The 26447-nt window shown below is 62.0% G+C and carries 29 protein-coding genes; 9 read left to right on the plus strand and 20 right to left on the minus strand.

The features are described 5' to 3' along the window. Positions 1-31 precede the first annotated feature (31 nt). Positions 32-562, minus strand: coding sequence for a gamma-glutamylcyclotransferase (locus BM229_RS07795; protein WP_093927018.1), 531 nt, complete (start codon positions 560-562; stop codon positions 32-34). Positions 563-628: 66 nt separating this feature from the next. Between BM229_RS07795 and BM229_RS07800 the strand changes: the two genes are divergently transcribed. Then, positions 629-1636: a DUF2125 domain-containing protein gene (locus BM229_RS07800; protein WP_093927019.1), complete on the plus strand. Its 1008-nt coding sequence runs from the start codon at positions 629-631 to the stop codon at positions 1634-1636. A 7-nt stretch (positions 1637-1643) separates the two neighbouring features. On the opposite strand, the gene BM229_RS07805 is transcribed toward BM229_RS07800, so the two are convergent. The 5 genes from BM229_RS07805 to BM229_RS07825 all read right to left on the minus strand — a co-directional run bounded on the left by BM229_RS07805 (position 1644) and on the right by BM229_RS07825 (position 5983). Beyond that, complete coding sequence (locus tag BM229_RS07805) at positions 1644-2438, minus strand: extensin-like domain-containing protein (protein WP_093927020.1); 795 nt, start codon at positions 2436-2438, stop codon at positions 1644-1646. Beyond that, on the minus strand, positions 2435-3355 hold the full coding sequence (locus BM229_RS07810) for a prephenate/arogenate dehydrogenase family protein (protein ID WP_093927021.1): 921 nt from the start codon (positions 3353-3355) through the stop codon (positions 2435-2437). Before BM229_RS07810 ends, BM229_RS07805 begins: the two co-directional genes overlap by 4 nt. Next, positions 3355-4437 (minus strand): histidinol-phosphate transaminase, encoded by a 1083-nt coding sequence (gene hisC, locus BM229_RS07815; RefSeq protein WP_093927022.1) that lies wholly within the window; start codon positions 4435-4437, stop codon positions 3355-3357. The genes BM229_RS07810 and hisC overlap by 1 nt, the downstream gene beginning before the upstream one ends. 188 nt (positions 4438-4625) lie before the next feature. Then, complete coding sequence (gene rpsD / locus BM229_RS07820; RefSeq protein ID WP_007118979.1) at positions 4626-5246, minus strand: 30S ribosomal protein S4; 621 nt, start codon at positions 5244-5246, stop codon at positions 4626-4628. A 167-nt stretch (positions 5247-5413) separates the two neighbouring features. Next, the gene (locus tag BM229_RS07825) at positions 5414-5983 is read right to left on the minus strand and encodes a DNA-3-methyladenine glycosylase I (RefSeq protein WP_093927023.1); all 570 of its coding nucleotides are present in this window, start codon (positions 5981-5983) and stop codon (positions 5414-5416) included. Positions 5984-6086: 103 nt separating this feature from the next. Between BM229_RS07825 and BM229_RS07830 the strand changes: the two genes are divergently transcribed. The 3 genes from BM229_RS07830 to phbB all read left to right on the plus strand — a co-directional run bounded on the left by BM229_RS07830 (position 6087) and on the right by phbB (position 9068). Beyond that, a complete protein-coding gene (locus tag BM229_RS07830) occupies positions 6087-6929 on the plus strand; it encodes an EAL domain-containing protein (protein ID WP_093927024.1) in 843 nt (280 codons plus the stop codon). A 164-nt stretch (positions 6930-7093) separates the two neighbouring features. After that, positions 7094-8269, plus strand: a complete 1176-nt coding sequence (locus BM229_RS07835; protein WP_093927272.1) for an acetyl-CoA C-acetyltransferase — start codon at positions 7094-7096, stop codon at positions 8267-8269. A 76-nt stretch (positions 8270-8345) separates the two neighbouring features. Continuing rightward, complete coding sequence (gene phbB / locus BM229_RS07840; RefSeq protein WP_067942768.1) at positions 8346-9068, plus strand: acetoacetyl-CoA reductase; 723 nt, start codon at positions 8346-8348, stop codon at positions 9066-9068. A 182-nt stretch (positions 9069-9250) separates the two neighbouring features. Here phbB and BM229_RS07845 read toward each other — a convergent pair whose 3' ends face one another. From BM229_RS07845 to BM229_RS07855, 3 genes are all read right to left on the minus strand, one after another. Beyond that, complete coding sequence (locus tag BM229_RS07845; RefSeq protein WP_093927025.1) at positions 9251-9415, minus strand: YdcH family protein; 165 nt, start codon at positions 9413-9415, stop codon at positions 9251-9253. A gap of 100 nt (positions 9416-9515) precedes the next feature. Beyond that, positions 9516-10283, minus strand: a complete 768-nt coding sequence (locus BM229_RS07850; protein WP_093927026.1) for a tRNA1(Val) (adenine(37)-N6)-methyltransferase — start codon at positions 10281-10283, stop codon at positions 9516-9518. Next, complete coding sequence (locus tag BM229_RS07855) at positions 10280-10495, minus strand: putative signal transducing protein (protein ID WP_093927273.1); 216 nt, start codon at positions 10493-10495, stop codon at positions 10280-10282. The genes BM229_RS07850 and BM229_RS07855 overlap by 4 nt, the downstream gene beginning before the upstream one ends. Before the next feature lie 55 nt (positions 10496-10550). Between BM229_RS07855 and BM229_RS07860 the strand changes: the two genes are divergently transcribed. After that, complete coding sequence (locus tag BM229_RS07860; RefSeq protein ID WP_093927027.1) at positions 10551-11549, plus strand: polyprenyl synthetase family protein; 999 nt, start codon at positions 10551-10553, stop codon at positions 11547-11549. On the opposite strand, the gene BM229_RS07865 is transcribed toward BM229_RS07860, so the two are convergent. The 3 genes from BM229_RS07865 to BM229_RS07875 all read right to left on the minus strand — a co-directional run bounded on the left by BM229_RS07865 (position 11546) and on the right by BM229_RS07875 (position 15947). Then, a complete protein-coding gene (locus BM229_RS07865; RefSeq protein ID WP_093927028.1) occupies positions 11546-12418 on the minus strand; it encodes a 4-(cytidine 5'-diphospho)-2-C-methyl-D-erythritol kinase in 873 nt (290 codons plus the stop codon). The genes BM229_RS07860 and BM229_RS07865 overlap by 4 nt on opposite strands. Then, entirely contained in the window at positions 12415-14124 is a 1710-nt protein-coding gene (locus tag BM229_RS07870) for a tetratricopeptide repeat protein (protein ID WP_093927029.1), read from the minus strand. Before BM229_RS07870 ends, BM229_RS07865 begins: the two co-directional genes overlap by 4 nt. 170 nt (positions 14125-14294) lie before the next feature. Continuing rightward, entirely contained in the window at positions 14295-15947 is a 1653-nt protein-coding gene (locus tag BM229_RS07875) for an electron transfer flavoprotein-ubiquinone oxidoreductase (RefSeq protein WP_093927030.1), read from the minus strand. A 366-nt stretch (positions 15948-16313) separates the two neighbouring features. Here BM229_RS07875 and greA point away from each other — a divergent pair, with 366 nt between their 5' ends. After that, on the plus strand, positions 16314-16784 hold the full coding sequence (gene greA / locus BM229_RS07880) for a transcription elongation factor GreA (RefSeq protein ID WP_093927031.1): 471 nt from the start codon (positions 16314-16316) through the stop codon (positions 16782-16784). Positions 16785-16798: 14 nt separating this feature from the next. Next, complete coding sequence (locus tag BM229_RS07885; protein ID WP_093927032.1) at positions 16799-17866, plus strand: hypothetical protein; 1068 nt, start codon at positions 16799-16801, stop codon at positions 17864-17866. 9 nt (positions 17867-17875) lie between these two features. Here BM229_RS07885 and BM229_RS07890 read toward each other — a convergent pair whose 3' ends face one another. The 3 genes from BM229_RS07890 to BM229_RS07900 are packed head-to-tail and all read right to left on the minus strand — an operon-like array spanning position 17876 to position 21127. Then, on the minus strand, positions 17876-19639 hold the full coding sequence (locus BM229_RS07890; protein WP_093927033.1) for a bifunctional molybdopterin-guanine dinucleotide biosynthesis adaptor protein MobB/molybdopterin molybdotransferase MoeA: 1764 nt from the start codon (positions 19637-19639) through the stop codon (positions 17876-17878). Beyond that, positions 19636-20238, minus strand: coding sequence for a molybdenum cofactor guanylyltransferase MobA (mobA, locus tag BM229_RS07895; protein WP_093927034.1), 603 nt, complete (start codon positions 20236-20238; stop codon positions 19636-19638). The genes BM229_RS07890 and mobA overlap by 4 nt, the downstream gene beginning before the upstream one ends. A 4-nt stretch (positions 20239-20242) precedes the next feature. Next, a complete protein-coding gene (locus BM229_RS07900) occupies positions 20243-21127 on the minus strand; it encodes a formate dehydrogenase accessory sulfurtransferase FdhD (RefSeq protein WP_420855244.1) in 885 nt (294 codons plus the stop codon). Positions 21128-21182: 55 nt separating this feature from the next. Between BM229_RS07900 and BM229_RS07905 the strand changes: the two genes are divergently transcribed. Both BM229_RS07905 and BM229_RS07910 read left to right on the plus strand, forming a co-directional pair. Beyond that, positions 21183-21908, plus strand: a complete 726-nt coding sequence (locus BM229_RS07905) for an AzlC family ABC transporter permease (RefSeq protein ID WP_093927036.1) — start codon at positions 21183-21185, stop codon at positions 21906-21908. Next, positions 21905-22231 (plus strand): AzlD domain-containing protein, encoded by a 327-nt coding sequence (locus tag BM229_RS07910; RefSeq protein WP_093927037.1) that lies wholly within the window; start codon positions 21905-21907, stop codon positions 22229-22231. The genes BM229_RS07905 and BM229_RS07910 overlap by 4 nt, the downstream gene beginning before the upstream one ends. Positions 22232-22240: 9 nt before the next feature. Here the strand turns inward: BM229_RS07910 and BM229_RS07915 are convergent, their stop codons facing one another. The 5 genes from BM229_RS07915 to BM229_RS07935 form a co-directional block, all read right to left on the minus strand. Then, positions 22241-22849: a hypothetical protein gene (locus BM229_RS07915; protein ID WP_093927038.1), complete on the minus strand. Its 609-nt coding sequence runs from the start codon at positions 22847-22849 to the stop codon at positions 22241-22243. A gap of 33 nt (positions 22850-22882) precedes the next feature. Next, a complete protein-coding gene (locus BM229_RS07920) occupies positions 22883-23017 on the minus strand; it encodes an aa3-type cytochrome c oxidase subunit IV (protein WP_093927039.1) in 135 nt (44 codons plus the stop codon). 156 nt (positions 23018-23173) lie between these two features. Continuing rightward, on the minus strand, positions 23174-23632 hold the full coding sequence (locus BM229_RS07925; protein ID WP_093927040.1) for a DUF6173 family protein: 459 nt from the start codon (positions 23630-23632) through the stop codon (positions 23174-23176). A gap of 3 nt (positions 23633-23635) precedes the next feature. Then, on the minus strand, positions 23636-24712 hold the full coding sequence (locus BM229_RS07930) for an MBL fold metallo-hydrolase (protein ID WP_093927041.1): 1077 nt from the start codon (positions 24710-24712) through the stop codon (positions 23636-23638). Continuing rightward, the gene (locus BM229_RS07935) at positions 24712-26439 is read right to left on the minus strand and encodes an acyl-CoA dehydrogenase (RefSeq protein WP_093927042.1); all 1728 of its coding nucleotides are present in this window, start codon (positions 26437-26439) and stop codon (positions 24712-24714) included. Before BM229_RS07935 ends, BM229_RS07930 begins: the two co-directional genes overlap by 1 nt. Positions 26440-26447: the final 8 nt, after the last annotated feature.

Below are 26447 nucleotides of genomic sequence, written 5' to 3' on the forward strand. Positions count from 1 at the left end.
TACACTGAAACTGCGCGGAGTTGCCAAGTTTTTATGAGGCCAAAGCCTTTACCCGATCATGCAACCACTCCAACGCGGGGTCATGCAAGCCCACTTCAGAAAGATGCACGGCTGTGTTGATTAAATACTCTGTATTTGGCCCGCGCCCGCCTATGGCGCGGGCAATGATCTGGGCCTGTTCTTCCAGTGGCAAGCCGCCGCAATATTGGTCATGCGCCGCGTCGATCACATAGGTCACCGCCTCCACGTCGCGGCCATCGGTCAGATGCACAGTGAGGTTTTTCTCGACATAGGCCGAGGAGATTAGCTCACGTTCGCGCAGATACTCCAGCGTCTGCGCCTCGTGGCCCTCTGCCACGCCCATCGCCATGCCTTCACAGGCCGAGCGGACGGATTCGTCCAGCGCCAGCACCAGCCCCGGCTGCTCCACCGTGCCGCGGTGGTGGATCGAGCGCATGCAGAACGATCGGGCATAGCCCGGAAGCGTGGCGATCACGCTTTCCGCCACCTCGAAACCGGGGTTCCACAAAAGGCTGCCATAGCCGAATACCCACATTGTCATGCTGCTGGTCCTTTCTATTGGCCTTCGGTAAACCGCATCTGAAGCACGATTTGAAGGGCTATCAAGATGCGTAAACTGGTTTGGTTGCTGATTCTGCTCGTGGCGCTTTGCAGCGCGTGGTGGGCCGCCGCCACGACGCAGATGCAAAGCACAGTGAACGCGCTGCTCGACAGTCGTCGTGCAGCGGGTTGGGATGTGACGCTCAAAGATATCGGCAAGGCAGGTTTTCCGCTAACCCTGCAAAACCGGCTGAGCGGTCTTTCAGTGGCTGAACCGAACCAGAGCATTGCATTTGAAGCGCCGCAGCTTGATCTTTCTGCCCCTGTCTGGTGGCCCGGTGACCTTTCGGCACGGGCCCCCGTGGCCCAAGCAGCTTTCCCAGCCGGTGCGCTTCCCTTGGTTTTGAACATGCGCAATATGCAGGCGGATCTAGACCTGCATCCCGGCCTATCACTGCAACTTGAGCAGATGGAGGCCCGCAGCACGTATCTGGAGGTCAATGGTCCCGACGGGCTTTTGCTAGAGGCCGAAGAATCGCGTCTGCGGGTCACACAATCCTCCGACGCGGCGAATGAGTATAACATCGCGGTGCTGCCGGGCAGGATCACCCCCGGCCCGCTGCTCCGCAGGGTGTTGGGCGAGGCAATTGCCCAACCCGGCGGGCAGCCAATCCTGTCAGCGCGGATGGCCGTCGCCTTTGCCCGCGCGCTGGACCGCCATAGCGCGGTGGCGGGCACCCTGCCGCAGATCGACGCGCTGACGGTTGAGAATGTCGATGCCGCATGGGGCGACGTGGCACTGGGCGCCGAAGGCGCGCTGACCTTTGACGCGCAGGGCATTCCCGACGGGGTTTTGAGCCTGCGGGTCACGAATTGGTCCAAACTGCTTGATGCGGGCGAACGTGGGGGCTTCCTGCCGCCCTCCATGCGCGGGCAGGTGAATACCATGCTGCGGCTGTTGGAGGCGCGGGGCAGCACGCCGGGCGGGCTGGATCTTGATCTGGTCTTTGCCGAGGGGCAGATGGTCCTTGCGGGCCTTCCGCTTGGCCCGGCACCGCGATTGATCCAGCCGTAAGCGGGCCTCAACGGCAATAACTGCCGCTGCGATACCGCGCCGTGTCGAAATGAAAATGATCTTGGTGGAAACGGTCAGATTCGGGGCCAAGGACGGTGCCAAACGGGCCACATGCGCCCCGGTGCATCCGCCGCAATGCCTTACTGCTGCGCCGTGCCCGCCAGCCCTTAAGCACAGTAATCGTGCTGCCATCCGCCAGTTCAAACCCGGAGATATCAATCGCGCGGCCCTTTCCGTGCTCTGATATCTTGCCGCCCTTACGGTTGTTGCGCGTGCGGCAAGCGTAATGCGCAGCGACCCGCAGCTCTTTGAGCCCGCCGCCCTGTCCCGCCAAGGCAGGCACCGCCGACTGGCGCACCCATGTGTCCAGCGTCTTGGCCGTGGTGCAATCCATCACCGCGGCATTGCTGAGCTTGATACCAGAGACCGAGCGCACCTTGACTGCGTTCTCGATCCCGCAACCGCTGATCTTGCCCGGCACCCGGCCCACCGGCGCGCCTTGGATCGCCAGATCCCCGCAAACTGCCCCTTTGGCCAGCATCTGCTGCCGGGCGCGGGCGGCTTTCTCAACCTTGCGGCTGCGGAGGGAGGGACGGAGAGAGGATTTGATCCCCCGGCCCCCTTCGGCGGCAGCCCGGGCAGCGGGGTCACGTTTGGGCTGTTCGATCGCACCCGAGGGCACCACGATAACTGGCAGCGTAGTGCCATTGTCTCGCGGGACCGGGCGTTGCGAACTGTCCGGCCCAGCGGCCAGGGCCATCTGCCCCAGCACGATCAGCGGCAGGACAGCCCAGCCCTTCATGACTTGCGTGCGCCCCGGCCAAAGTCTGGCGCGTCGGTGTCTTGCCCCGCCTCGATAATGCCGCGCCGGATCGCGCGGGTTCGTGTGAAATAGGCGTGCAGATGATCGCCGTCACCGGTGCGAATGGCGCGTTGCAGGGCGAAAAGCTCTTCGGTGAAGCGGCCAAGGATTTCCAGCGTGGCGTCCTTGTTGGTCAAGAACACATCGCGCCACATCGTGGGGTCACTCGCCGCGATCCGCGTAAAGTCACGGAAACCGGCGGCGGAATACTTGATCACCTCGCTGTCAGTCACCCGGCGCAGGTCGTCGGCCACGCCCACCATCGTATAGGCGATGAGGTGCGGCGCATGAGAGGTAACCGCGAGCACCAGATCATGATGCTCGGCGTCCATTTCCTCGACATTCGCCCCCGCCCCTTCCCAAAGCGCACGCAGCCGCGCGATGGCGTCCTTGTCTGTCCCCTCGACTGGGACCAGCAGACACCAACGGTTGTCGAAAAGCTCGGCAAAACCGCTGCGCGGGCCGGAATGCTCGGTCCCTGCCAGCGGGTGCGCGGGGATGAAATGCACGCCTTCGGGCAGATGCGGCCCCACCTGCGCGATCACGTCGGCCTTGACCGAACCCACATCCGTCACCGTGGCACCGGGGGCCAGATGCGGCGCGATTTCGGCGGCGACGGCCCCCATGACGCCCACCGGTACGCAGAGCACCACCAGATCGGCCCCCTTGACGGCTTCGGCGGCGCTGTCGCAGACGCGGTCGCAGAGGCCGATCTCGCGCGCCGTGGCGCGGGTCTCGTCGCTGCGGGCATAGCCGGTGACTTCGCCCGCCAGCCCGCCGCGTTTCATTGCCCAGAAAAGCGATGAGGCGATCAGCCCCAGCCCGATCAGGGCGACCCTGTCATAGACCTGAGCCATCAGCTGCCTCCCTTAAACTGCCGCACCGCATGGACCACGCGGCGGCAGGCACTCTCATCCCCGACGGTGATGCGCAGACATTGCGGCAGGTTGTAACCCGCCACCCGGCGCACGATCAGACCTTGAGACTTGAGGTAGTCGTCACAGGCCTCGGCCTCGGCCTGATTGGCGAAACGGGCCAGCACGAAATTGGCGAGCGAAACATCCGAGGGCACGCCGATCTCTGCCAGCGCATCGGCGAGCCATGTGCGCCAGCGGGCGTTCTCGGCCCGGCAGTGGTCGGTATAGGCCCGATCACGCATCGCCGCTTCGGCGGCGTTAAGTGCGGCCTGCGAGAGGTTGAAAGGCCCCCGCACGCGGTTCAGCACGTCGATCACATGGGCGGGTCCAAAGCCCCAACCGATGCGCAGACCGCCCAGCCCGTAGAGTTTGGAAAAGGTGCGCGTCATCACCACGTTATCACGCCGGTCCACCAGTGCGGCCCCGCCGTCATAGCCCTCGACATATTCGGCATAGGCCCCGTCGAGCACCAAAAGAGCCTGCGGCGGCAGCCCCTCAGCCAGCCGTTCGATCTCGGCCAGACCGATCATCGTGCCGGTGGGGTTGTTGGGGTTGGCGATGAACACCAGCCGCGTCGCATCGGTACAGGCGGCGAGGATCGCGTCGACATCGGTCACCCGCTCACGCTCGGGCACCTCCACGGGCGTGGCCCCGGCGGCGAGGGCCGAGATACGGTACATGGCAAAGCCGTGTTCGGTGTGCACCACCTCGGTCCCCGGTCCGGCATAGGCTTGGCAAAGGAAGGCGATGATTTCATCCGAGCCCGCGCCGCAGATGATCCGCCCCGCATCAAGGCCCAACACCTCGGCGATGGAGGCGCGCAGCGCGCTATGATCGGAAGACGGATAGCGATGCAGGTCATAGGCCGCGCGGCGATAGGCTTCGACGGCGGCAGGGCTTGGCCCCAGCGGGTTTTCGTTCGAGCTGAGTTTGACCACATTATCAAGGCCCGCGACATGCGCCGCACCCCCTTGGTAAAGGTCAATCTCCATAATGCCCGGTTGCGGTGCGATCTGTGTCATCTCGCTCTTTTCCTCACGCTACTGCCGCCCTTCTATCGGGGCGACAGCGGTGATGCCAGAATCATTCTGCATCCGCGCCTCCGCCGGACAGCCTGTTGCATCGCTGCGCCCCGGCCCGGCCCCGCGCAAAGAAAAAGGCCGCGCGGTTTGCACCACGCGGCCTTTCGATTGTCGACTGGCGAAGAAACTTAGTTCTTCGCGTAGAATTCCACGACGAGGTTAGGCTCCATCACAACCGGGTATGGCACGTCGGACAGGCCGGGTGTGCGCACGAAGGTTGCTGTCAGCTTGGAGTGATCCGTCTCAAGGTAGTCAGGCACGTCACGCTCGGGCAGCTGAACCGCTTCCAGAACGGAAGCCAACTGCTTGGAACGGTCACGCACTTCGATGACGTCACCCTCTTTCACGCGGTAGGAGGGGATGTTCACTTTCTTGCCGTTCACACGAACGTGGCCGTGGTTTACGAACTGGCGCGCAGCGAAAACGGTCGCAACGAACTTGGCGCGGTACACAACGGCGTCCAGACGACGCTCCAGCAGACCGATCAGGTTTTCACCTGTATCGCCTTTAACACGCTCGGCTTCGCCGTAGATGCGGCGGAACTGCTTTTCGGTCAGGTCGCCGTAGTAGCCCTTGAGCTTCTGCTTGGCGCGCAGCTGAATACCGAAATCGGAAATCTTGCCTTTACGGCGCTGACCGTGCTGGCCGGGGCCGTATTCACGACGGTTCACCGGGGACTTCGGACGGCCCCAGATGTTTTCGCCCATGCGGCGGTCTAGTTTGTGCTTGGCAGCTGTGCGTTTGGTCACGGCTGTTCTCCTTTATGAGGCCCCGAGGGGCGGTAAAGGGCGTTGTCCTTTGGCCGAAGCCCGACAGGCTTCCCCTTGCGGGGTCCACCAACACCAATGAAGGGGCGCTTATACGGTGCCATGGCCGGGAGTCAACGGGGGATTTCAGCAGGGGCAATACGCCTGCCCTAACGCGCCATCGCGGCACAGGGGCCATGGCGATGGCAGGTCAGGATGTGATCATTCACCAGCCCGCAGGCCTCCATCCAAGCATAGGTGATCGTCGGTCCACAAAATTTGAAACCGGCTTTCTTCAGGTCTTTGCTCACCTGTTCTGACAGCGCGGTTTTCGGCGGCACCTCAGCTTGGGTGGCAAAGCCGGGCTGCAACGGCAACCCATCTACATAGCGCCACATGAAGCTGTCGAAGCCTTCGCGTGCCTCCAGCTCCTGCCAAGCACGGGCATTGATGATCGCGGCCTCAATCTTGCCCCGGTGGCGGATGATGCCCGGATTGCCCAGCAGGCGCGTGACATCCGCCTCGCCCCACTCGGCGATCTGATGCGGATCGAACCCGGCGAAAGCGGCGCGAAAGTTATCGCGTTTTTTAAGGATCGTGATCCAGCTTAGCCCGGCCTGAAATCCGTCGAGGATGAGCTTTTCCCACAACGCACGGCTGTCATATTCGGGCACACCCCATTCGGTGTCATGGTAGGCTTGGTAAATTGGGTCATCCCCGGCCCAGTCACAGCGCTGCATCTTAACCCTCCCGCGTGATCCACCGCGGAAAACGCCGCTGATTAAGACCGTGTTATCACCTTTGCGCCCATACCTGCGGCAGGACAGAAAGAAGAGTACCGCCGTGCCCCGCCGATTCCAACGCCCTATTGCCGATATCCCCCCCGGTGGGGACAGCCCGCTTAACCACGCGATAACGCAACGCGATGCCGCGACGCTGGAAATGGTGCGCGACGCCGTGGCGCACCGTCAGACCCTGCTGGCCTTCCAGCCGGTCATGCGGGCCAGCGACCCGACGTCCATCGCCTTTCACGAGGGGTTGATCCGCCTGCTTGACCCCACCGGCCGCGTGATCCCGGCCAAGGATTTCATGCCGGTCATTGAAGATACAGAAACGGGTCGGCAGGTGGATGTTCTGGCCCTGCGCCTCGGGCTGAACGCGCTGTACCACCACCCCGGATTGCGGCTGTCGATCAATATGTCGGCCCGTTCCATCGGGTATCAGGAATGGACCCGCGTCTTGCGCCACTGGCTGGCCCGCGACGCGACCTTGGGCGAACGGCTGATTCTAGAGATTACCGAAAGCTCCGCCATGATGGTGCCGGAACTGGTGGCGAACTTTATGGATCAATTGCAGCCCTATGGCATCTGCTTTGCCATGGATGATTTCGGTGCGGGGCAAACGGCGATCCGCTATTTCAAGGATTTCTACTTCGACATCCTGAAACTCGACGGGCAGTTCATTCGGGGCATCGCGACGAACCCCGACAACCGCGCCCTGACCGCCGCGCTGATGTCGATCGCCACACATTTCGACATGCTCACCGTGGCCGAATGCGTGGAGAACGCGGCTGACGCAGCGGTCCTGGTCGAGATGGGTGTCGACTGTTTGCAGGGCTACCATTTTGCCGCCCCCACGACCCGGCCCGCCTGGCTTGAGTTCGACCGCATGCGCGCCACAGCCTGACCGCAAAAAGAGGGTAACGCCATGTCGGCAGCGTGCCGCTGCCTGCTCAGTTGCCGCATTGCAGCGCATCCGCTATCACTACATCAGAGGGACGGGAGCGCCCACGCCCGACGATGGCGCGTGTCGGTGTGCCCCCGCCCAACAAGGTAGAGGAAAGTCACATCATGACCAATGTCGTCATCGCATCCGCCGCCCGTACCGCCGTGGGCAGTTTCGGCGGGGCGTTTGCCAATACACCCGCCCATGATCTGGGTGCCGCCGTTCTAAAAGAACTGGTGGCCCGCGCCGGGGTCGACCCATCCGAAGTTTCTGAGACCATTTTGGGGCAGGTGCTGACCGCCGCCCAAGGTCAGAACCCTGCGCGTCAGGCACATATCAATGCGGGCCTGCCGAAAGAAAGCGCCGCTTGGGGCATCAACCAAGTCTGCGGCTCGGGCCTGCGCGCCGTGGCATTGGCGGCCCAGCACATCCAACTGGGGGATGCGAACATCGTCGCCGCTGGCGGTCAGGAGAACATGACCATGAGCCCTCATGCGCAGAACCTGCGGGCGGGTCAAAAAATGGGAGATCTGCAGTTCATCGACACGATGATCCGCGACGGTCTGTGGGATGCGTTCAACGGCTACCACATGGGCCAAACCGCCGAAAACGTCGCCGAAAAATGGCAGATCAGCCGCGACCAGCAAGACGAATTCGCCGTCGCTTCGCAAAACAAGGCCGAGGCCGCGCAGAAAGCTGGCAAATTCGCGGATGAGATCGTCGCCTACACGATCAAAACCCGCAAAGGCGAGACTGTCGTCGATCAGGACGAATACATCCGCCATGGGGCCACCATGGAAGCCATGCAAAAGCTGCGTCCTGCCTTTACCAAAGACGGCTCGGTCACTGCGGCCAACGCCTCGGGCCTGAACGACGGTGCAGCCGGTGCCCTGCTGATGAGCGCGGATGACGCCGAAAAGCGCGGCATCACCCCGCTGGCGCGCATTGCCTCCTATGCCACGGCAGGTCTCGACCCGTCGATCATGGGTGTCGGCCCCGTCTATGCCTCACGCAAGGCGCTGGAGAAAGCCGGTTGGAAACCAGAAGACCTCGACCTTGTGGAAGCCAACGAAGCCTTCGCCGCGCAGGCCTGCGCCGTGAACAAGGAAATGGGCTGGGATCCGGAAATCGTGAACGTCAACGGCGGTGCAATCGCGATTGGCCACCCAATCGGCGCCTCCGGTGCGCGCGTGCTTAACACACTGCTGTTCGAAATGCAGCGCCGCGGGGCTAAGAAAGGTTTGGCGACGCTGTGTATCGGCGGCGGTATGGGTGTTGCCATGTGTCTTGAGCGCCCCTAAGACTACAGTTGGCGCGCAATTTTGTTGCGCGCCACAACATGCAATTGCAAGAACATTACCTTGAGGGAGGGATTATATGTCACGCATCGCTTTGGTCACCGGAGGCAGTCGCGGGATTGGCGCGGCCATTTCGACCACGCTGAAGGACAAGGGCTATACCGTCGCCGCCACCTATGCAGGCAATGACGAGGCCGCCGCGAAATTCACCGAAGAGACCGGCATCAAGACCTATAAATGGAACGTGGCAGATTACGACGCCTCCAAAGCAGGGATCGAACAGGTCGAAGCCGACCTTGGCCCTATCGAAGTGGTCGTTGCCAACGCGGGCATCACCCGCGATGCGCCTTTCCACAAGATGACCCCCGACCAGTGGAATGAGGTCATCGCGACCAATCTCACCGGCGTTTTCAACACGATCCACCCGGTCTGGCCCGGCATGCGTGAACGCAAATTCGGGCGCGTGGTCGTGATCTCTTCGATCAATGGGCAGAAAGGTCAGTTCGCGCAGGTAAACTATGCCGCCACCAAGGCAGGCGATCTGGGCATCGTTAAATCACTGGCCCAGGAAGGCGCGCGCGCAGGCATCACCGCGAATGCGATCTGCCCCGGCTATATCGCAACCGATATGGTCATGGCCGTGCCCGAAAAAGTCCGCGAAAGCATCATCGCGCAGATCCCCGCAGGCCGTCTGGGTGAACCCGAAGAAATCGCCCGCGCGGTGGCCTTCCTCGTCTCCGATGACGCGGGTTTTATCAATGGCTCGACCATCTCAGCCAATGGCGCGCAATTCGTCGTTTAACTGGCGAGAACATCCAAATTGAAAAGGCCAGCCCCTCGGTGGGCTGGCCTTTGTCATATGGGCTAGGAGAAGAGCTTACTCACAGGTCTCTGCGGTCCTAATCGCGTGCCAAACAACGCGTGGCAGCCGCCCCGCCAAAACGGAACGACAGCCCTCAAGAGAGCTTTAACTCTTGTTAAGGATCAGCTCGACAGGCGGCTAATCTCCTCTTTCAAACGCAGTTTTTCCTTCTTCATGGAAGCCACTTTTAGATCGTCCATACCGGGGGCGCGTTGAGCAGTTTCAACCGCCTCACTCATTGCCTGATGCTTTCGCTTCAGGGTATCCAGATGTGCGCTCAAAGCCATACAATCCTCCATGATTGGTGTTTAGAAATTCAGTGGACCACAGCGCGACACACAAGTCACGCAGCACCGCAGCATAGGGGTGAAGTTGGTGAAAAAATGCTTAAGAAGTAGGAAAAACCAGCGGCGCACCGCTGCGCAGGACCGCTTCGATTTCGGGCACATAGCTTTTGCCGTCACCTTCATGCCGCGTGCCGAGGTGCATGGCATAGCTGTGATGTAATCGGAATGCGCCCCGACCGTTCTTGCGGGCACGCAAGAGAATCAGCTCAGGCAACCGCCCGACCCGCGAGGCCAAGGGCAGCACTTCGACCGATCCCATCTCATGCGGCAGCGCCGCCAGAAGCTCGGGCAGCCGCTTCGCGCGGTGGATAAAATGCGCCTGCCCCTTGGGTTTTAATCGTTTCGCCGCCATGCGGACCCATTGCCGTAAGGGCGTGGCCTCACCCAAGGCGGCCTCTCGCCCCGGATCGCGGGACTGGACCGAAGCCGCGCGGTCAAAATAAGGCGGGTTGGCCAGCACGTGATCAAATTGCCGTTGGCGTAGATGTAGGGGCATGTCGGTCAGGTCCGCTTCGACCACCTCCAACACATCTCTGCCATTGCGTCGCGCGAGATCGGCGTAGGCAGGCTGCAGTTCACACCCCGTCAGCGCCAGCCCCGGCACCCGAGCGCCCAAGGACAGCACCGCAGCCCCCACCCCGCAGCCAAGTTCCAGTACGCTTTGGCCCGCGGTCGCTTCAACACTTGCGGCCAGCAAAACCGGGTCCACCCCGGCGCGATAGCCCCGCCCTCGCCGCGGCTGCCATAGGTGCAGCTTGCCGCCCAGAAAAGCGTCACATGTCAGATCATCTTCGGCAAAAAGGCTCACAGCCCGAGGGGAATTTCATTGTCGCGCATCACCCGCAGGGCGGCGTCGTGATCGTTGGGATGCACCATTAAGCGGCGCGGGAAAATTCCGATGCCCCCTTCGAGCACGCTCATGTTTACGTCCATTTCAAAGCAGTCTATATCCTCCCCCCTGAGAAGGGCGGTGGCAAAGGCGATGATGGTCAAGTCGGTGCTGCGCAAAAGTTCCTTCATATCAAAGATGTAGAGCCGGATCACCGGCATGTCGAGCGGGACGTGGGAAATGACAATGAAAAGTGATGCAACGATGAAACCGCACGACCGCATGGCGGCCTATTTGGCCGATGATATGGATGCCGTCAGCGCGCTGATCCGCGAGCGGATGGCGTCGAAACACGCGCCCCGCATCCCCGAAGTTACCGCCCATCTGGTCGAGGCTGGCGGCAAGCGCCTGCGCCCGATGCTGACACTGGCCGCGGCGCGGATGTGCGGCTACGGCGGCCCCTACCACGTCCATCTGGCCGCTACGGTGGAGTTCATCCACACCGCGACGCTGCTGCATGACGATGTGGTGGACGAAAGCGCCCAACGGCGCGGGCGGCCCACGGCGAATCTCTTGTGGGACAACCAGTCGTCGGTGCTGGTCGGCGATTACCTTTTCGCGCGCAGCTTTCAGTTGATGACCGAGCCGGGCTCAATGCCCGTCATGCGCATCCTGTCCAATGCTGCGGCAACGATTGCAGAGGGCGAGGTGTTGCAACTGACAGCGGCACAGAATTTGGCTACGGACGAGGCGGTCTACCTGCAAGTCGTGCGGGGCAAAACGGCGGCGTTGTTCTCGGCCGCGACCGAAGTGGGCGGCGTTATCGCTGACGCGCCCGAAGGTCAGGTCAAAGCGTTATACGACTATGGTGACGCGCTTGGCATCGCATTCCAGATCGTCGACGACCTGCTGGATTATCAAGGCGATACCGGCGCCACAGGCAAGAACGTGGGCGATGATTTCCGCGAGCGCAAGCTGACCCTGCCGGTGATCAAAGCCGTGGCCAAAGCCGATGAGACCGAGCGCGCGTTTTGGGTGCGCACCATCGAAAAGGGCAAGCAGGAGGATGGTGACCTCGACCATGCGCTGATGCTTTTGGGCAAACACGATACGCTGACGGCAACACAGCGCGATGCCTGTGACTGGGCGGAAAAGGCCAAAGCGGCGCTTGCCCCCCTGCCCGACCATGAGTTGAAAGACATGCTGACCGATCTGGCCGACTACGTCGTCAGCCGGATCAGCTAAGCCCCCATGACAGGCGCAGCGGCGACCCACCAATTGGGCGCGGCGACGCTGATGCGGTTGGCGGTGGCCTCAGCCTCAGCTGCAGTTGCATAGATGCCGAAACAGGTCGCGCCGGAGCCTGACATACGCGCGAGGGCTGCATCATGCAGCGCCTCTAGGCAAGATGCGATGACAGGCTCCCTTGCGATGGCCGGGGCGGCGAGGTCATTACGCTGTAGGCGCAGGAAATCCACGAAATCAGCTAAGTTGACGAAGGGCGGAATCACCTCTGGCATGGGCGGTTGGTTTTTGTCCGACAACGCCGAGAAGACAGCAGGCGTCGGCACGTCGACACCGGGGTTCACCAGCACCAAATGACAGGTCGGAAGCGGCGGCAGCGGCGTAAGAATTTCCCCCACGCCCTGCATCCGCTGCGGACCTTGAGAAAGGCAAACCGGCACGTCGGCCCCCAGCCGGGCTATATCCTTTGGCAGGGCGAACCCCCAATGCAGGGCCAGCAATTCCAACGCCGCCGCCGCATCGGCAGAGCCGCCACCGATCCCCGCCGCCGCGGGCAGATGTTTCTCCAGATGCAGTGCAGCGCCTCGGCCCGCCCCTGCATCCAGCAATTCAGCGGCGCGAAGTACAAGGTTGCGCGCGTCCGTGGGCACCCCCTCGGCCCGCGGGCCACAAACGGTAAGGCTCAGGTCTTCGTCGGGTGTCACATACAGTGCATCGCCCACACCGACCCGGACCACGAGCGAATCCAACAGGTGATAGCCGTCTGCGCGCTGCCCGGTGCAATGCAGGGTCAGGTTAATCTTGGCCCACGCCATCCGCGACGCAGCATCGCCGGGGCCAGCGGGGGCGGCAACTTCCGAACGGCTCATTCGTCTGCGGCAACCTTAAGCGGCGGCGCGCCTTCCTCTGAGAGCACGGCATCAAGGCCGACGTCTAGCTTGCGGCGCATCCGCTCTGGGTCTGCCTCCGACTCGGCATCGGTCAGGTCAACGAACGACAACGCCCGGCGCCACTGAAACTCGGCCTCGCGGATGCGGCCCACGGCCCAGTAAACGTCTCCGAGGTGATCATTCACCACCGGATCGACGGGTTCCAACTCAACCGCGCGCTCCATCTGCTCAACGGCCTCGTCGTAACGGTCCAAACGATAGAACACCCAGCCCAACGAATCGACGATATAGCCACTATCAGGACTCGCCGCGACCGCGCGTTCGATCATGTCCAACGCCTCGTCCAAGCTGCGCTGTTGTTCGACCAGTGAATAGCCCAGATAATTCAGCACCTGCGGCTGTTCGGGGTTCAGTTTGAGCGCCGCGCGAAAATCGGCCTCGGACCCTTCCCAATCGCCACTGCGTTCCTTGGCGATGGCGCGGGCGTAGAACAGGACCCAACGGGCGCGGGCTGTTTCGGCGGTCAGGTCAAGCGCCTGATCGTAGGAAGCGATGGCTGCCTCATAGTCTTCCTCGGCCCGCAGCATGTCGCCCAGCGTGGAATGCACCACGGCCAGATCACCATGGCTCCGCGCAAGCTGCTCTAACACCTCGATGGCCTGCGCAGTCTTGCCTGAGCGGCGCAGCGCTTCGGCACGGCCCAACTCGGCGGCGTGATAGGCGGGGCTATTGGCAGGCAGGGATTTATACTCGGCAATCGCCAGATCATGCTCGCCGAGGTTTTCCAAAAGGCTCGCCGTCAGCAGCAGCGCGTCGATGTGATCGGGGCGCAGGTAGCGGGCGATGCGGGAATAGAGCAGCACATAGTAATCCCCCGCCGCCTCATTGCGCAGAACGGCGGCGAAGGTGAAGAACACCTCGGCCATCCCGGCTTGGGCGTCGGGCATATGGCTGAAGGGGGCGGGCGTGTCTTGCTGCAAGGTTTCAATCAGCCGCGCAATCTCTGGATCGGTGTCATCGCCAAAGCCGTTTTTGAGCACGGCCAGCGCATCATCGCTGCGACCCAATTGGCCCAGAACCTCAGCATGGGCCATCACTCCGCGTCGGGTTTGACCCGCCGCCCCTGCCGCATCACTGGCAAAGATCGCCTCTGCCCCTTCGAAATCCCCCACGCTCGCCAGCGCCAAGGCTTTGTGATACATCACAAAACCCTGCATCCCGGCCTCTTCGCTCAGGCCGTCGAATGCAGCCATTGCGGCAGTCACATCGCCCGCGCCCATATGCGCCCATGCCTGAACCAGCCCGCCGACCCACGGACCAATGGCTGACGTGTCACGCTCTAACAATGCGCTGTAATCGCCCTCTTTCGCCATGCCGGCGACGAGTGCCATCTCCGCCACTTGGCTCTTGGTGCCAATGGTAATCATGCTGCGCGCCAGCGGCAGTGCTTTTTCCACCCGCCCAAGCGACAGGTAGGACAACACGGCGCTTTCCATCAGCTCGATATTCTTGGGATCACGCGCCAGCGCCTCGGTGTAATAGCGCGCGGCCTCGGGGTAGTCGCTGTTCACAGCCGCATGGCGCCCAGCCAAATAGGGGCCCGCGACCGATTGCGCCATCAGTGGCGCAGAAAGACCGATGCAAAGCGCCGCAACGCTGGTGAACCCTAGAACATTCCGAAACATGCAAACCGCCTCATATCGCTTTGCGCTCAGGCTATCACCTCTGGGCCCGTGTGCAATGGCGCGGTCCCGATGAAGCATGCCGCTGACGACATTTCGCCGATTCAGATACAAAAAAAGGACCGACACGCCCTCGCGTATCGGTCCTTTCAACGTGCCCTTTGGCGGCCCGTTTACATGTTTGGGTAGTTTGGCCCGTCGCCGCCCTGCGGGGTGGTCCAGACGATATTCTGCGTCGGGTCTTTGATGTCGCAGGTCTTGCAGTGAACACAGTTCTGGAAGTTGATCTGGAACCGCGTCTCGTTGGTCTTCTCATCCTCAACGAACTCATAGACCCCCGCGGGACAGTAACGTGCCGAAGGGCCTGCGTATTTCGGCAGGTTCACCTCGACCGGAATGCTCGGGTCTTTCAGCTTAAGGTGCGCGGGCTGGCTTTCCTCGTGATTAGTAAACGAGAAGGCCACGTTGGTCAGACGGTCAAAGCTGAGTTTGCCGTCGGGCTTGGGGTAGTCGATCTTTTTGTGCTTATCCGCAGGCTCAGTCGCTTCGGCGTCCGACTTCCCATGGCTCAGCGTGCCCAAAAGTGAGAAGCCGAGCGTGTTGGTCCACATGTCAAAGCCACCAAGCGCCAGCGACGCGGTGAGCCCGTATTTCGACCACAGCGGTTTCACGTTGCGCACTTTCTTGAGGTCCGTCGCAATCGGGCCTTCGCGGACATCGGTCTCATATTCGGTCAGCTCATCGCCGCCCCGGCCTGCTTGGATCGCGGCATAGGCGGCCTCAGCCGCTGCCTTACCCGAGAGCATGGCGTTGTGGTTGCCCTTGATGCGCGGCACGTTGACCATGCCCACCGAACAGCCGAGCAGCGCGACACCGGGGGCCACCATTTTGGGCATGGACTGATAGCCGCCTTCGGTGATCGCCCGCGCGCCGTAAGCCACACGTTTTCCGCTTTTAAGCAGTTCGGCCACCATCGGGTGATGCTTGAAGCGCTGAAATTCCATGTAAGGGAAAACATGCGGGTTCTTGTAGCCGAGGTGGACAACGAAACCGACGTAAACCTGATTGTTCTCAAGGTGATAGATAAAGGACCCGCCGCCCGCATTGCTGTTCAGCGGCCAGCCCATCGTGTGGGTGACGGTGCCTTCTTTGTGCTTGGCGGGGTCGATCTCCCAAATCTCTTTCATGCCGAGACCGTATTTCTGCGGCTCCTTGCCCTCGTCCAACCCGTATTTCGCGATGACCTGCTTGCTCAGGCTGCCGCGCACGCCTTCGGAGAGGAAGACATACTTGCCGTGCAGCTCCATGCCCGGCTCATAGCTGGGGCCCGGCGTGCCGTCCGCCTGACGCCCCATCTCACCGGCCACAACGCCTTTGACTTCGCCATTCTCGCCGAACACAAGTTCAGAGCAGGCCATACCGGGGAAAACTTCGACGCCCAGTTCCTCGGCCTGTTCGGCCATCCAACGGCAGACATTGCCCATGGAGACAATGTAGTTGCCGTGGTTTTTCATCAGCGGTGGCATCGGGAATTCGGGGATGCGCAGCTTCCCCGCCTCGCCCAGCAGATAGAAATTGTCTTCCTTCACCGGCACATTGATCGGCGCGCCTTTTTCTTTCCAATCAGGGATCAGCGCATCCAGCCCGCAGGGGTCAAGCACCGCGCCCGAGAGGATATGCGCGCCCACTTCGGAGCCCTTCTCCAGCACCACGACATTGCAATCGGCGTCCAACTGCTTGAGCCGGATCGCAGCCGACAGGCCAGCAGGCCCGGCGCCGACGATCACAACGTCATATTCCATCGCTTCGCGTTCAATCTCGGCCATTTTTGGTGCTCCCTCACGGCAAATTCGGTTTGGATTTGGCTAAACCACCGCCGCGCGCAATGCAATCGCGACCCTGCGTTTATTGCGCAAAACGTGGTCGCAGCGACATAACATGACGCGCGACCTGTCAGGCCGCCGGTTCGTCCCCCATCAGATAGCGCGAATGGTCACGATTTCACCACCACGATGATCGTGGTCATATTGCACAAGCAAGATACGATTGACGGCATTCAACCGCCGATCTTGAGGCCGTTAGGCACTTGCAATTGGCGGGCAGTTTGGGTCAGGTAACTGCCAAGTTGACACGCAATTGGCCGCCCCCCGGCGAAAACCCGGGTGCGGCCCTCATTATATAGGCACACCGCCATGGAAAAGATCCCGATGACCCGCGACGGTCACACCGCGCTCGAAGTTGAACTCAAGCATCTCAAGTCGGTTGAACGTCCCGCCATCATCAAAGCCATCGCCGAAGCGCGCGAACATGGTGACCTGTCGGAAAATGCCGAGTATCATTCCGCCAAGGAAAAGCAGTCTTTCATCGAAGGCCGCATCAAAGAGCTTGAGGGCGTGATCTCGCTCGCGGATGTGATTGATCCCAAGAAACTGTCGGGGTCGATCAAGTTCGGGGCCACGGTGACGCTGGTGGACGAAGACACCGACGAAGAGAAAACCTATCAGATCGTTGGCGAATATGAGGCCAACATCGAAAAGGGCCTTTTGAACATCAAGTCGCCCATCGCCCGCGCGCTGATCGGCAAGGAAGAAGGTGATTCCGTCGAGGTGCGCACCCCCGGGGGGCAAAAGTCCTATGAGGTTCTCAAGATCGTCTACGCTTGAACGGGAAGGCTGACATGGCAGAGCCCGACGCTTCCGCACCCCAAGACCAAGCCCCCCGCGCCCCACGTGGCGGGAACGGCGCCGCGCGGCCTGCGCAGATCGGTCTCTATGACCGGCCCAAGGGCAGCAGCATCACCGAAATTGAGATCATAGCGGGCGGGCTTTCAGCGCTTTGGCTGCTCGGCACGGCGATCTATTTCACCTTTATCGCCGCAGAGGTGCCAGAGGGCGCGAATGAGGCTGGGCTGCGCGGGTTATTGACCCTGCTGGTCGTGGTTCTTCCTGTGGCGATGATTTGGGTGGCGGCCACTGCGGCGCGTGCCGGGCGGGTCATGCGCGAAGAAAGCCAGCGCTTGCAAGCTGCAATCGACGCCATCCGCCATTCCTATATCTCGCAACAGCAGGGCAACAAGCCTGCGGGCGAGAGCAGCATCGCACGTAAACTAGATGAATTGACCGCCAGCCTCCGCAAAACCGAGATTGCGCTGGCGGGTCTTCAAGGCCGCGAAGAGCCAGCGCGCCCTGCGGCCCCTGCCCCCGCGCCAACACCCCCCGCCGCCGAAGATCAGCCCACGCTGGCGCTTGGCACGCAGGCGGGCGATATGACCCAACCCCTGTCTGCCGAAGATTTTACCCGAGCTTTGAACTTTCCAGAAACGGCTGAAGATAGAGCCGGGTTCGACGCGCTGCGCCGTGCGCTGAAAGACCGCTCTGCCTCGCAACTGGTGCAGGCCGCGCAGGATGTGCTGACCCTGCTGAGCCAAGACGGCATCTATATGGACGACCTGCGCCCCGACCGCGCGCGCCCCGAGGTCTGGCGGCAGTTCGCCAGCGGTGCGCGGGGCCGCACGATTGCGCCTCTCGGCGGAATTCGGGATCGCTCCTCGCTGGCGCTGGCCAATGCGCGGATGCGGCAAGACCCGATCTTCCGCGATGCCGCGCATCACTTCCTGCGCCGCTTTGACCGGACCTTTGCCGAGTTTGAAAAGCAGGCAACAGATGAGGAAATCTCGATGCTGGCCGACACCCGCACCGCCCGCGCCTTTATGTTGCTGGGCCGCTGCGCGGGCACCTTCGATTGACGCGCGACCTTAGCTGGTAAAGCTGCCGTAGGGGATAAAGCGCACGGTGTCGCCCGGCTTGATGTCGCGGGCGGCCTCGTCCAACTCTACCAAGCCTTCTGCCCAGCTTAACCCGCTGATCCGGCCCGACCCTTCTGAGGCAAAGACCTCGGCCCGGCCATTGCGCATCCGTGCGCGCAAGTATTCCCGCCGCCCGGCCTTTTTGCGTTTGTCGAACGCCGCGGGCACATCAAAATCTTGAGGTTCCTGCCAGCCGTGTCCGGCGAGCAGCGCCATGGCGGGCCGGGCGAAGATCAGCGAACAGACCATCGCCGCCACCGGATTGCCCGGCAGCCCGAAGACCGGCACCCCCTGCCACATCCCAAGCGCCAAGGGCCGCCCCGGCTTTACCGCGATCCGCCAAAGCTGCATCGCCCCTGCTTCGGTCAACAGGGCCGAGACGTGGTCTTCGTCCCCCGCAGAGGCGCCGCCGCTGGTGAGGATTACATCGACCTGCGCTGCCGCCGCATCAAGCCGCGCACGCAGCGCGGCGCGGTCGTCGGCCACGCGGCCCAGATCGACCGCCTCATGGCCAAAGTCGGCGACGAGTTGCAGCAGCATCGGGCGGTTGGCGTCGTAAATCTGCCCGTCGCGTGCTGCCTCCCCCACCTCGACCAATTCGTCGCCGGTGGAGATCACGCCGACCTTCAATCGCTTGCGGAGGTGCACCTCTGCCACACCCGCTGCCGCCATCAATGCCAGTTCTGCCGGACCAATGCGCGTGCCTGCGGTGAGGATCACATCGCCGGCTTCTACGTCCTCTCCGGCTTTACGGGTGTTCGCCCCCTGTTTCACCGGTCCGTGAAACCGCAACATGCCGCCCTCGGCGGTCACATCCTCTTGCAAGATGACAGTATCGACCCCTTCGGGCAGCGCCGCGCCGGTTAGAACGCGGATCGCTTGGCCCGCAGGCACCGCGCCGGGGCGATCCCCCGCCGCTGCACGGCCCGGCACCAGCGGAAGCTCATGCAACCCTTCGCCGCGCCCACCGGCAAAACCGTAGCCATCGACCGCCGTATTCGGCAGCGGCGGGTTGGCGCGGATGGCTGTGACATCTTCGGCCACGATACGCCCCCCGGCATCGGCGGCGGGAAGGGTTTCGGCCCCCGTCACCGGGTGGAGGCGCTCTTTCAACAGCGCCAGCGCATCATCCACCGGGGTCCAATGCACGCCGGGTGGGAGGGCGAAACAATCGTTGCGCAGGGGCGGCGGTGCGGTGGTGGCAGGTGCCGTTGGGGCGGCGATCAGCCCCACTTCGTGCAGGATGAAGTCGGCAATCGCACGGGTGTCGTTCAGATCAAAAACAGGCCGGTCCATCTCAAGCGCCACGTCGCTGGCCACCGCCCGCACCGTAGGGTCATCCGGCGCGATCAGCGCGTTTCCGGTCTCGGCCCGGTGCGCTTCGACCTTGGGATGGCCATCGCGTTTGTAGCCTTCGATCAGCACCAGATCGACGGGCGAAAGCCGTGCGAGATGCGCCTCCAGCGGCGGCTCTTCGGCCCCGCGCAACTCATGCATCAAGGCAAAGCGCGCGCCGGAGGCCAACAGCACCTCGAGCGCGCCCGCGATCCGGTGGCGGTGGCTGTCCTTGCCGGGGTGGTCCACGTCGAAAGTGTGATGCGCATGTTTGACGGTGGAGACGGTAAACCCACGGCCCGTGATCTCCGCCACCAGCCGCTCCATCAGCCCGGTCTTACCGGCGTTCTTCCAACCGACGACGCCGTAAACCCTCATGCCATCGCCTCTGCTTTCGCCAGATCCTCGGGCGTGTTCACGTTGAAGAAAGCGGCCTCATCGGGGAACAGCGCCTCGCGCCCGTCGTGCTGTTCGGTCCAGAGCACCACCTTGCGCAGTCCGCCCGCCAATGCCGCGCGCAGATCGTCCCGCAGCGCCACGGGCCAGAGGCCAAAGGTCGGATGCCGCGCCGTGCCGCGCTTCGCGTCCGGCGTCGCGGCCAAGGCCAGCGGGTGGTCCATGCCATCGGCGGCCAGCAGCAAACGCGGCACCAGATCGCAGGGGAAGAAAGGCGTATCGGCGGCAGCGGTCACAATCGTATCGGCCCCCTGTTCGGCGGCCCAGTCGAGCCCGGCCAGTACGCCCGCAAGCGGCCCGGCGAAACCCTCGATACTGTCCGCCAGCACCGGCAGGCCCAGATCCGCAAAGCGCGCCGCATCGCCATTGGCATTGAGCGCCAGCCCCGCGACCTGCGGCTCCAGCCGGTCGATCACCGAAGACAGAAGCGTGCCTCGCCCCAGCGGCAGCAAGCCCTTGTCACCGCCGCCCATACGGGTCGCCTGCCCGCCCGCCAGAATGACGCCAAGTGGTTGTTTCATGTGGTCAATCCTTCGCGCCCTTGCGCCCGCTTTTGCGCGGCTCTTCGGCCACGCTGGCCGGATCCGCATCGCGGATGAGCCGCCCCTCCCCGGCCAGACAGGTAAAGCGCTGCCCGCGCATCCGCCCGATCAGGGTCAGGTTCACCTGTTGGGCGATCTCCACCCCCCAAGCGGTAAAGCCCGAGCGGGACGCCAGCACCGGAATGCCCATCATCGCCGTCTTGATCACCATCTCAGAGGTCAGCCGCCCGGTGGTATAAAGCACCTTATCCTCAGCCCCGACCCCTTCGGAGAGCATCCAACCCGCGATTTTGTCGACCGCGTTGTGACGGCCCACATCCTCCATATAGACCAAGGGCCGGTCGCCTTGGCAGAGCACCGTGCCATGAATGGCCCCGGCCTCAAGATAAAGGCTCGGCGTGCGATTGATCTTGGCCGCGAGCGCGTAAAGGTCCGAGGTACGCACCGGCATGTCGGGCAGGCTCACCTCTGCCAACCCCTCCATCATATCGCCAAAGACGGTGCCCACGGCGCAGCCGCTGGTGCGGGTCTTGCGCTGCATCTTGTCTTCGTAATCGGTGGCGCGTTTGGTGCGGACGACGACAGTCTCAAGCTCTTCGTCATAATCGACGCCGGTGATCTCTTCGCCCGGGCGCAGCATCCCCTGATTGCGCAGAAAGCCGAGCGCCAGATAGGCCGGGTAATCGCCAATGGTCATGGCGGTCACGATCTCTTGACGGTTGAGGAATATCGTCAGGGGGCGCTCTTCGACCACATTGATCGCCACCTCCGCGCCGGTGTGATCTACGCCAGAGACATTCCGCGTCAGTCGAACAGCAGTGGGATCGGGGGCGATCAGATAATTGCTAAGTTCATTGTCGCGGGCCAATTGTATCCCCTTCCGGTTAGGTCTAAGCCTTTGACATTATATTTAAGAGTTCGTCATGGCCATCACCACCACCAAATCCGCCTATCGCAAAGGTATCGTTGACGCATTGCCCTTTGTGTTGGTGATTATTCCTTTCGCCTCGCTCTTTGGTCTGCTGGCCACCGAAGCTGGGTTGAACGTATTCGAGACGCTGACCTTCTCCGTCGTGGTGATCGCGGGTGCCGCGCAGTTCACGGCCTTGCAACTGCTGCAAGAAGACGTGCCTACGGCGATTGTGCTCGCCTCAGCGCTAGCGGTGAACCTGCGCATGGCAATGTATTCGGCGTCTCTCACCCCTTGGATCGGCGGCGCGCCGGTATGGCAGCGGGCACTGGCGGCCTATATGACGGTGGATCAATCCTATGTCGCGGCCATGACCCAATATGAACGCGCCCCAGAAATGACCGTGCCGCAACGCATGGCCTACTTCTTTGGGACCGTGACCCCGGTGGTGCCGCTTTGGTATATCTTCACGCTTGTCGGCGCGATGGTCGGCTCGAGTGTGCCTGACAGTTGGGCCCTGGATTTTGCGATTCCGATCACCTTCCTTGCTATGATCGCGCCGATGTTTCGCACATTGGCCCATGTGGCCGCGGCGTTTGTCGCAGTGATTGTAAGCCTTATTGCCGTTAATGTGCCCTATGCGCTTGGGCTGATCATCGCGGGGCTCGCGGGTATGATTACCGGCGCGCAGGTTGAGGCATGGATGGAACGGCGCAAGCCGGGGAGCATGGCACGATGATTGATAAAACCGCACTTTGGACCGTAATCATCGGCCTCGGGCTGGGCAGCTTTTTCCTGCGCTTTGTCTTTACCGGGCTGGTGGGCGACAAGCAGATGCCTGCGTGGCTTTTGCGGCACCTGCGCTATACCGCCGTGGCGATCCTGCCCGCGTTGGTCGCGCCACAGGTGTTATGGCCCTCGGCCACCGATGGGCAATTTGATCTGCCCCGAGTCAGCGCCGCCGTGGTCACGCTGGGCGTCGGGCTGTTAACGAAAAACGTACTCGCCGCGATCGTGTCAGGAGCCGTGGCGCTTTATGGTATGCTGTACTTGGTCGGCTAAGCGCGGGCGTTACTGGCGTGCCAGTTCCGCCGCGCGCAGGGCATCGATCACGTCGCCCTCATCATCTTCGTAATATTTCGTGGTGGTCACGCCCGGCAACGCCTCAAACCGCTCTTGCAGTTTGACGGGATAGAAGGTCGATCCAACATTCTGAAAGCTGGGGATTTCACCAAGGATCCCGCTGGTGGCACTGGCACAAAAAGCACCGGGCACGGCACCGTGGGTCGTAACCAATTGCAGCGCCCGTTCGGCCACGGCGGGGGTTACTTGAATTTCTTGGGTAACAACGTGAAAGGTGCTGCGCGCATGGGCCGATTTGTAGGCCTGCAACCAACCCGGCGTCACACCGTAAAGCACATCGCCCCGTTCGACCAAACGCGCATCGCGAAACGATCCTGCTGGGTCAAAGATCACGCGCTGCGACCCATTCACCATCAGCGCGGTATGACCACCACTGCCCGTGCGGTTGTTCACCATGGTCATTAATGTCAGCGAAGGCGGTTCGGACGAGCGATAGGCGGCACGCGCGACGACGTCGGGCGGACTATCGGGGCTTTGATCCACCGAACAGCCAGCCAACACGCCTACAAGCGCGATCACAGTAAAGAGAGTTCTCAAAGGCTTACCCTCTTGAACAACAGTATACGGCGATTAACCAGCAAAGAGCGCCAGCAGAACCAAGATCGCGAGGATGACGACAACGCTGCGTGTTACGAAGGTCATGAACCCGTCAAAGGTCTTTTCCTGAGCATCGTAATCCATGCTACCGTGTTCATGTTCAGCCATTTTCGTCTCCCTAGGAAAATCTGTTCGCGGTGATTAACCTATATAATTCTCCCTGTCACGGGGGGATAACAATCTGAATACCATACTAGCAATAGGCGAAACTGCGCGCTATAGGGGAATCTGATAGGCGGCTGCACGCCACGGATTCGTGCAAACTCAAGTTTTCTCCAGATCAGCGACCAAGCGGAACCCAATCCTCTTTGGTTCGGCATCCGGGACCTTCTTTGGCAGCGCGCGCAACATCACATTCAGTTGTCCCACATGTTGTACCAACTGCGCCCGTGCGCCTGCTGGATCGACGCCGTAGAATGTAATGATGTCCGGATCGAAATACCCCATCCCTTCGATCCGAAGCACGCCTGCATCGCCCCCTGCAAAGCCAATCGCCGCCTCATGATCGTTGTCGAGCTTTTCTTCAAAGTTCTTGAGATAGAGCACCACCCGCTCATAGGCCCATTGGGCCGGAGATTTCTGCTTTACCGACTTGTCTGTGACCGATTTAGGCAGAGGCTGATCGCCTGATTTGGGCTGATCCGGGTCCGTATGCACCTCATGCATGCGCGGCAATGCCGCAGCTTCATAGGCTTCGGCCGCTGTTTTCACTTCATCACCCATCGCTCACCCCCTGCGCTGATACACCCAAGCGCCGTCAGCCACGCGCAACTCGCGCGTGGCGTCTCCGGCTTGGTAAAGGTGGCTTAGATGGGCGACGGCTTCAACCAGTGCGAGGCCATACTCCGCCTCGCCGATGTTGCGCTTGAACAGCGACGCAAAACATTCGGATGCTGATTTCGGCGTGTCGATATAGGCCAGCAGGCGACGCAACGCGGAGTGATGGTTTTCGATCAACTGTTTCAAGCGCGTCGGCAGACCGGTGAAGGGCAGTTTATGCCCGCCCAGCACCAGATGATCCTCGCGCGCCAATGGAAGAAGACGCTCGCAGGCTTCAAGCCACTCCCCGATCGGATCGGCCATCGGCTCGGTCGGGTAGACGCCGATATTGGGACTGATGGAGGGCAGGATTTGATCGCCCGCAATCACCAGATTGTCGTCCCGGCTCCAGAATGTTGCATGTTCGGGCGCATGCCCGTTGCCGATATGCACCTCCCAATCGCGCCCACCCATGCGGATCACATCGTTCTGGCGGATACGGGTAAAGCCCAGCGGCATCGGTGCCACGACGTCAGAAAAGTTAAAGGGCCGCTCGCTGGCGCGTTTGTCATAAAGCTCGGCCGCCATGCCCGCCTTGCGGTAGAACGACAAAGATTCGGCGAGCGGCACCTCTTGAACATCCAACGTCAGCATCCGCGCGGTCAGCCACGCGGTGCGGGTGGTGACCAGTTCCGCACCGAATTCGCTTTGCAACCAGCCCGCAAGGCCCACGTGATCTGGGTGATGATGGGTCACGATCACACGGGAAATAGGCTTGCCACCCAGTGGGCCTGCCATCAACCCACGCCAAAGCTCCTTGCTCCGGCGTGAGGCAAAGCCCGTATCGACTACCGTCCAGCTATCGCCCTCGTCCAATGCATAGACATTGACGTGATCCAACTTCATCGGCAGCGGCAGGCGGAACCAAAGAACCCCCGGCGCCACCTCGATCGCTTCTCCTTCGGCAGGCGGCACATCCCAAGGATAGCGCAGCCCTTGGGGCGGTTTCGGCGGCGCGACGGGGATGGTGGCCTGCTCTGACATCAGCGGCTCAGGTCTTCGACGCCAAGCGCATAAAGATCTTCGGCCCCCGCCTGCGCATGGGTCAAAAGCCCCTGATGCTCGGGCAAAAGACGTTGGATATAAAACCGCGCCAGCTTCTCACGTGCACCGCTGCCGCCTGCGGCTTTTTCGGCCATCGCGGCTTGCAGATGCAGATGCCCGCCCAGCACACGAGCAAAGGCGCGCAGATAGGGTACGGCCCCCGCAAAACGCTGGTTCATGTCCTTTTGCGCGGTGATCCATTCGGTCGCCTCGCGCAGGGTTTCGCTGGCCTGCCAGACGGCATCGGCCATGCGCGGGAACGGGTCGCGCGCGGTCTCGGCATCGGCTTCGATCTCGTCAAGCAGCCGGTTCGCCGCCTCGCCGCCGTCCATCATCTTGCGGCCCACAAGGTCCATCGCTTGAATGCCGTTGGTGCCCTCATAGATCGCCGTGACACGCACATCGCGGCTGAACTGCGCGGCGCCGGTTTCCTCGATAAAGCCCATGCCGCCATGCACCTGCACACCCATCTCGGCAACGCTCATGCCTACGTCGGTGCCGAATGCCTTGGTGATCGGGGTCAGGAACGCCGCCCGCGCCGCCCATTCGTCGCCCTGCCCGGCGCGCGCCATGTCGCTGGCATAGGCACAGCTCAGCGCGATGGCGCGAGAGGCAAAGATATCGGCCTTCATGCTCAGCAGCATCCGGCGCACGTCAGCGTGATCCACAATGGTGCCGGTGCCGCCTTCGACAGGCGACCGGCCCTGCTTGCGCTCCAACGCATAGTCCAGTGCCAGTTGATAGGCCCCTTCAGCCGCGCCGATGCCCTGTTCGCCGACACCAAGCCGGGCGTTGTTCATCATGGTGAACATCGCCGCCATGCCGCCGCCCTCACGGCCGACGATCCAGCCGGTCGCGTTGTCATATTGCATCACAGCGGTGGGCGAGCCGTGCAGGCCCATTTTGTGCTCAAGGCTGACCACGCTCACGCCATTGCGCTCGCCCGGTTCGCCGTTCTCATCAGGGATGAACTTTGGCACGAGGAACAGGCTGATTCCTTTGGTGCCCGCAGGTGCCCCCGGCAGGCGGGCAAGAACCAGATGGCAGACATTGCCCGCGAAATCATTGTCGCCCCATGAGATATAAATTTTCTGGCCAGAGACCGCATAAGTCCCGTCGCCATTGTCTTCGGCCCGGCTGCTGAGCGCGCCCACGTCCGAGCCCGCCTGCGACTCAGTCAGGTTCATCGTACCGGTCCACTCGCCGCTGATCAGCTTAGGCAGGTACAATTCCTTGATCGCGTCGCTCGCGTGGTGCTCCAGCGCTTCGATCTGGCCCTGGCTCATCAGGGGGGCGAGTTGCAGCGACAGGCAAGCGCCGCTCATCATCTCGTTAACCGCGCTGGTCAGGGTCATTGGCAGGCCCATGCCGCCGTATTCAGGGTCCGCCGACATGCCGATCCAACCGCCCTCGGCAATCGCGGCGAAACCTTCGGCAAACCCGGGAGAGGTGCGCACAATACCGTTTTCCAGCTTTGCAGGGTGCAAATCCCCGCCCCGTTGCAGCGGCGCCAGCACGTCATCGCACATCCGCCCGGCTTCGGACAGGATCGCCCCGGTGACATCTTCACTGGCTTCAGAGAAACGGTCGGTGCTGCGGAGCGTTGCGAAATCCAGTACGTCCTCGATCAGAAAACGGTAGTCATCCACGGCGGCGCGGTACGGCATATCATATC

The organism is Sulfitobacter dubius (genome assembly GCF_900113435.1).
Taxonomy (GTDB): Bacteria; Pseudomonadota; Alphaproteobacteria; order Rhodobacterales; family Rhodobacteraceae; genus Sulfitobacter; species Sulfitobacter dubius.

Coding starts and splice junctions, on each gene's coding strand:
- hisC (WP_093927022.1), bottom strand. CDS start 4,437: ATGACACAGATCGCACCGCAACCGGGCATTATGGAGATTGACCTTTAC.
- BM229_RS07860 (WP_093927027.1), top strand. CDS start 10,551: ATGAAAAGTGATGCAACGATGAAACCGCACGACCGCATGGCGGCCTAT.
- BM229_RS07805 (WP_093927020.1), bottom strand. CDS start 2,438: ATGAAGGGCTGGGCTGTCCTGCCGCTGATCGTGCTGGGGCAGATGGCC.
- BM229_RS07865 (WP_093927028.1), bottom strand. CDS start 12,418: ATGAGCCGTTCGGAAGTTGCCGCCCCCGCTGGCCCCGGCGATGCTGCG.
- BM229_RS07935 (WP_093927042.1), bottom strand. CDS start 26,439: ATGCCGTACCGCGCCGCCGTGGATGACTACCGTTTTCTGATCGAGGAC.
- BM229_RS07890 (WP_093927033.1), bottom strand. CDS start 19,639: ATGAGGGTTTACGGCGTCGTCGGTTGGAAGAACGCCGGTAAGACCGGG.
- BM229_RS07920 (WP_093927039.1), bottom strand. CDS start 23,017: ATGGCTGAACATGAACACGGTAGCATGGATTACGATGCTCAGGAAAAG.
- BM229_RS07800 (WP_093927019.1), top strand. CDS start 629: ATGCGTAAACTGGTTTGGTTGCTGATTCTGCTCGTGGCGCTTTGCAGC.
- BM229_RS07845 (WP_093927025.1), bottom strand. CDS start 9,415: ATGGCTTTGAGCGCACATCTGGATACCCTGAAGCGAAAGCATCAGGCA.
- BM229_RS07905 (WP_093927036.1), top strand. CDS start 21,183: ATGGCCATCACCACCACCAAATCCGCCTATCGCAAAGGTATCGTTGAC.
- BM229_RS07825 (WP_093927023.1), bottom strand. CDS start 5,983: ATGCAGCGCTGTGACTGGGCCGGGGATGACCCAATTTACCAAGCCTAC.
- mobA (WP_093927034.1), bottom strand. CDS start 20,238: ATGAAACAACCACTTGGCGTCATTCTGGCGGGCGGGCAGGCGACCCGT.
- BM229_RS07875 (WP_093927030.1), bottom strand. CDS start 15,947: ATGGCCGAGATTGAACGCGAAGCGATGGAATATGACGTTGTGATCGTC.
- phbB (WP_067942768.1), top strand. CDS start 8,346: ATGTCACGCATCGCTTTGGTCACCGGAGGCAGTCGCGGGATTGGCGCG.
- BM229_RS07855 (WP_093927273.1), bottom strand. CDS start 10,495: ATGAAGGAACTTTTGCGCAGCACCGACTTGACCATCATCGCCTTTGCC.
- BM229_RS07910 (WP_093927037.1), top strand. CDS start 21,905: ATGATTGATAAAACCGCACTTTGGACCGTAATCATCGGCCTCGGGCTG.
- BM229_RS07835 (WP_093927272.1), top strand. CDS start 7,094: ATGACCAATGTCGTCATCGCATCCGCCGCCCGTACCGCCGTGGGCAGT.
- BM229_RS07885 (WP_093927032.1), top strand. CDS start 16,799: ATGGCAGAGCCCGACGCTTCCGCACCCCAAGACCAAGCCCCCCGCGCC.
- greA (WP_093927031.1), top strand. CDS start 16,314: ATGGAAAAGATCCCGATGACCCGCGACGGTCACACCGCGCTCGAAGTT.
- BM229_RS07930 (WP_093927041.1), bottom strand. CDS start 24,712: ATGTCAGAGCAGGCCACCATCCCCGTCGCGCCGCCGAAACCGCCCCAA.
- BM229_RS07795 (WP_093927018.1), bottom strand. CDS start 562: ATGACAATGTGGGTATTCGGCTATGGCAGCCTTTTGTGGAACCCCGGT.
- BM229_RS07810 (WP_093927021.1), bottom strand. CDS start 3,355: ATGGCTCAGGTCTATGACAGGGTCGCCCTGATCGGGCTGGGGCTGATC.
- BM229_RS07925 (WP_093927040.1), bottom strand. CDS start 23,632: ATGGGTGATGAAGTGAAAACAGCGGCCGAAGCCTATGAAGCTGCGGCA.
- BM229_RS07870 (WP_093927029.1), bottom strand. CDS start 14,124: ATGTTTCGGAATGTTCTAGGGTTCACCAGCGTTGCGGCGCTTTGCATC.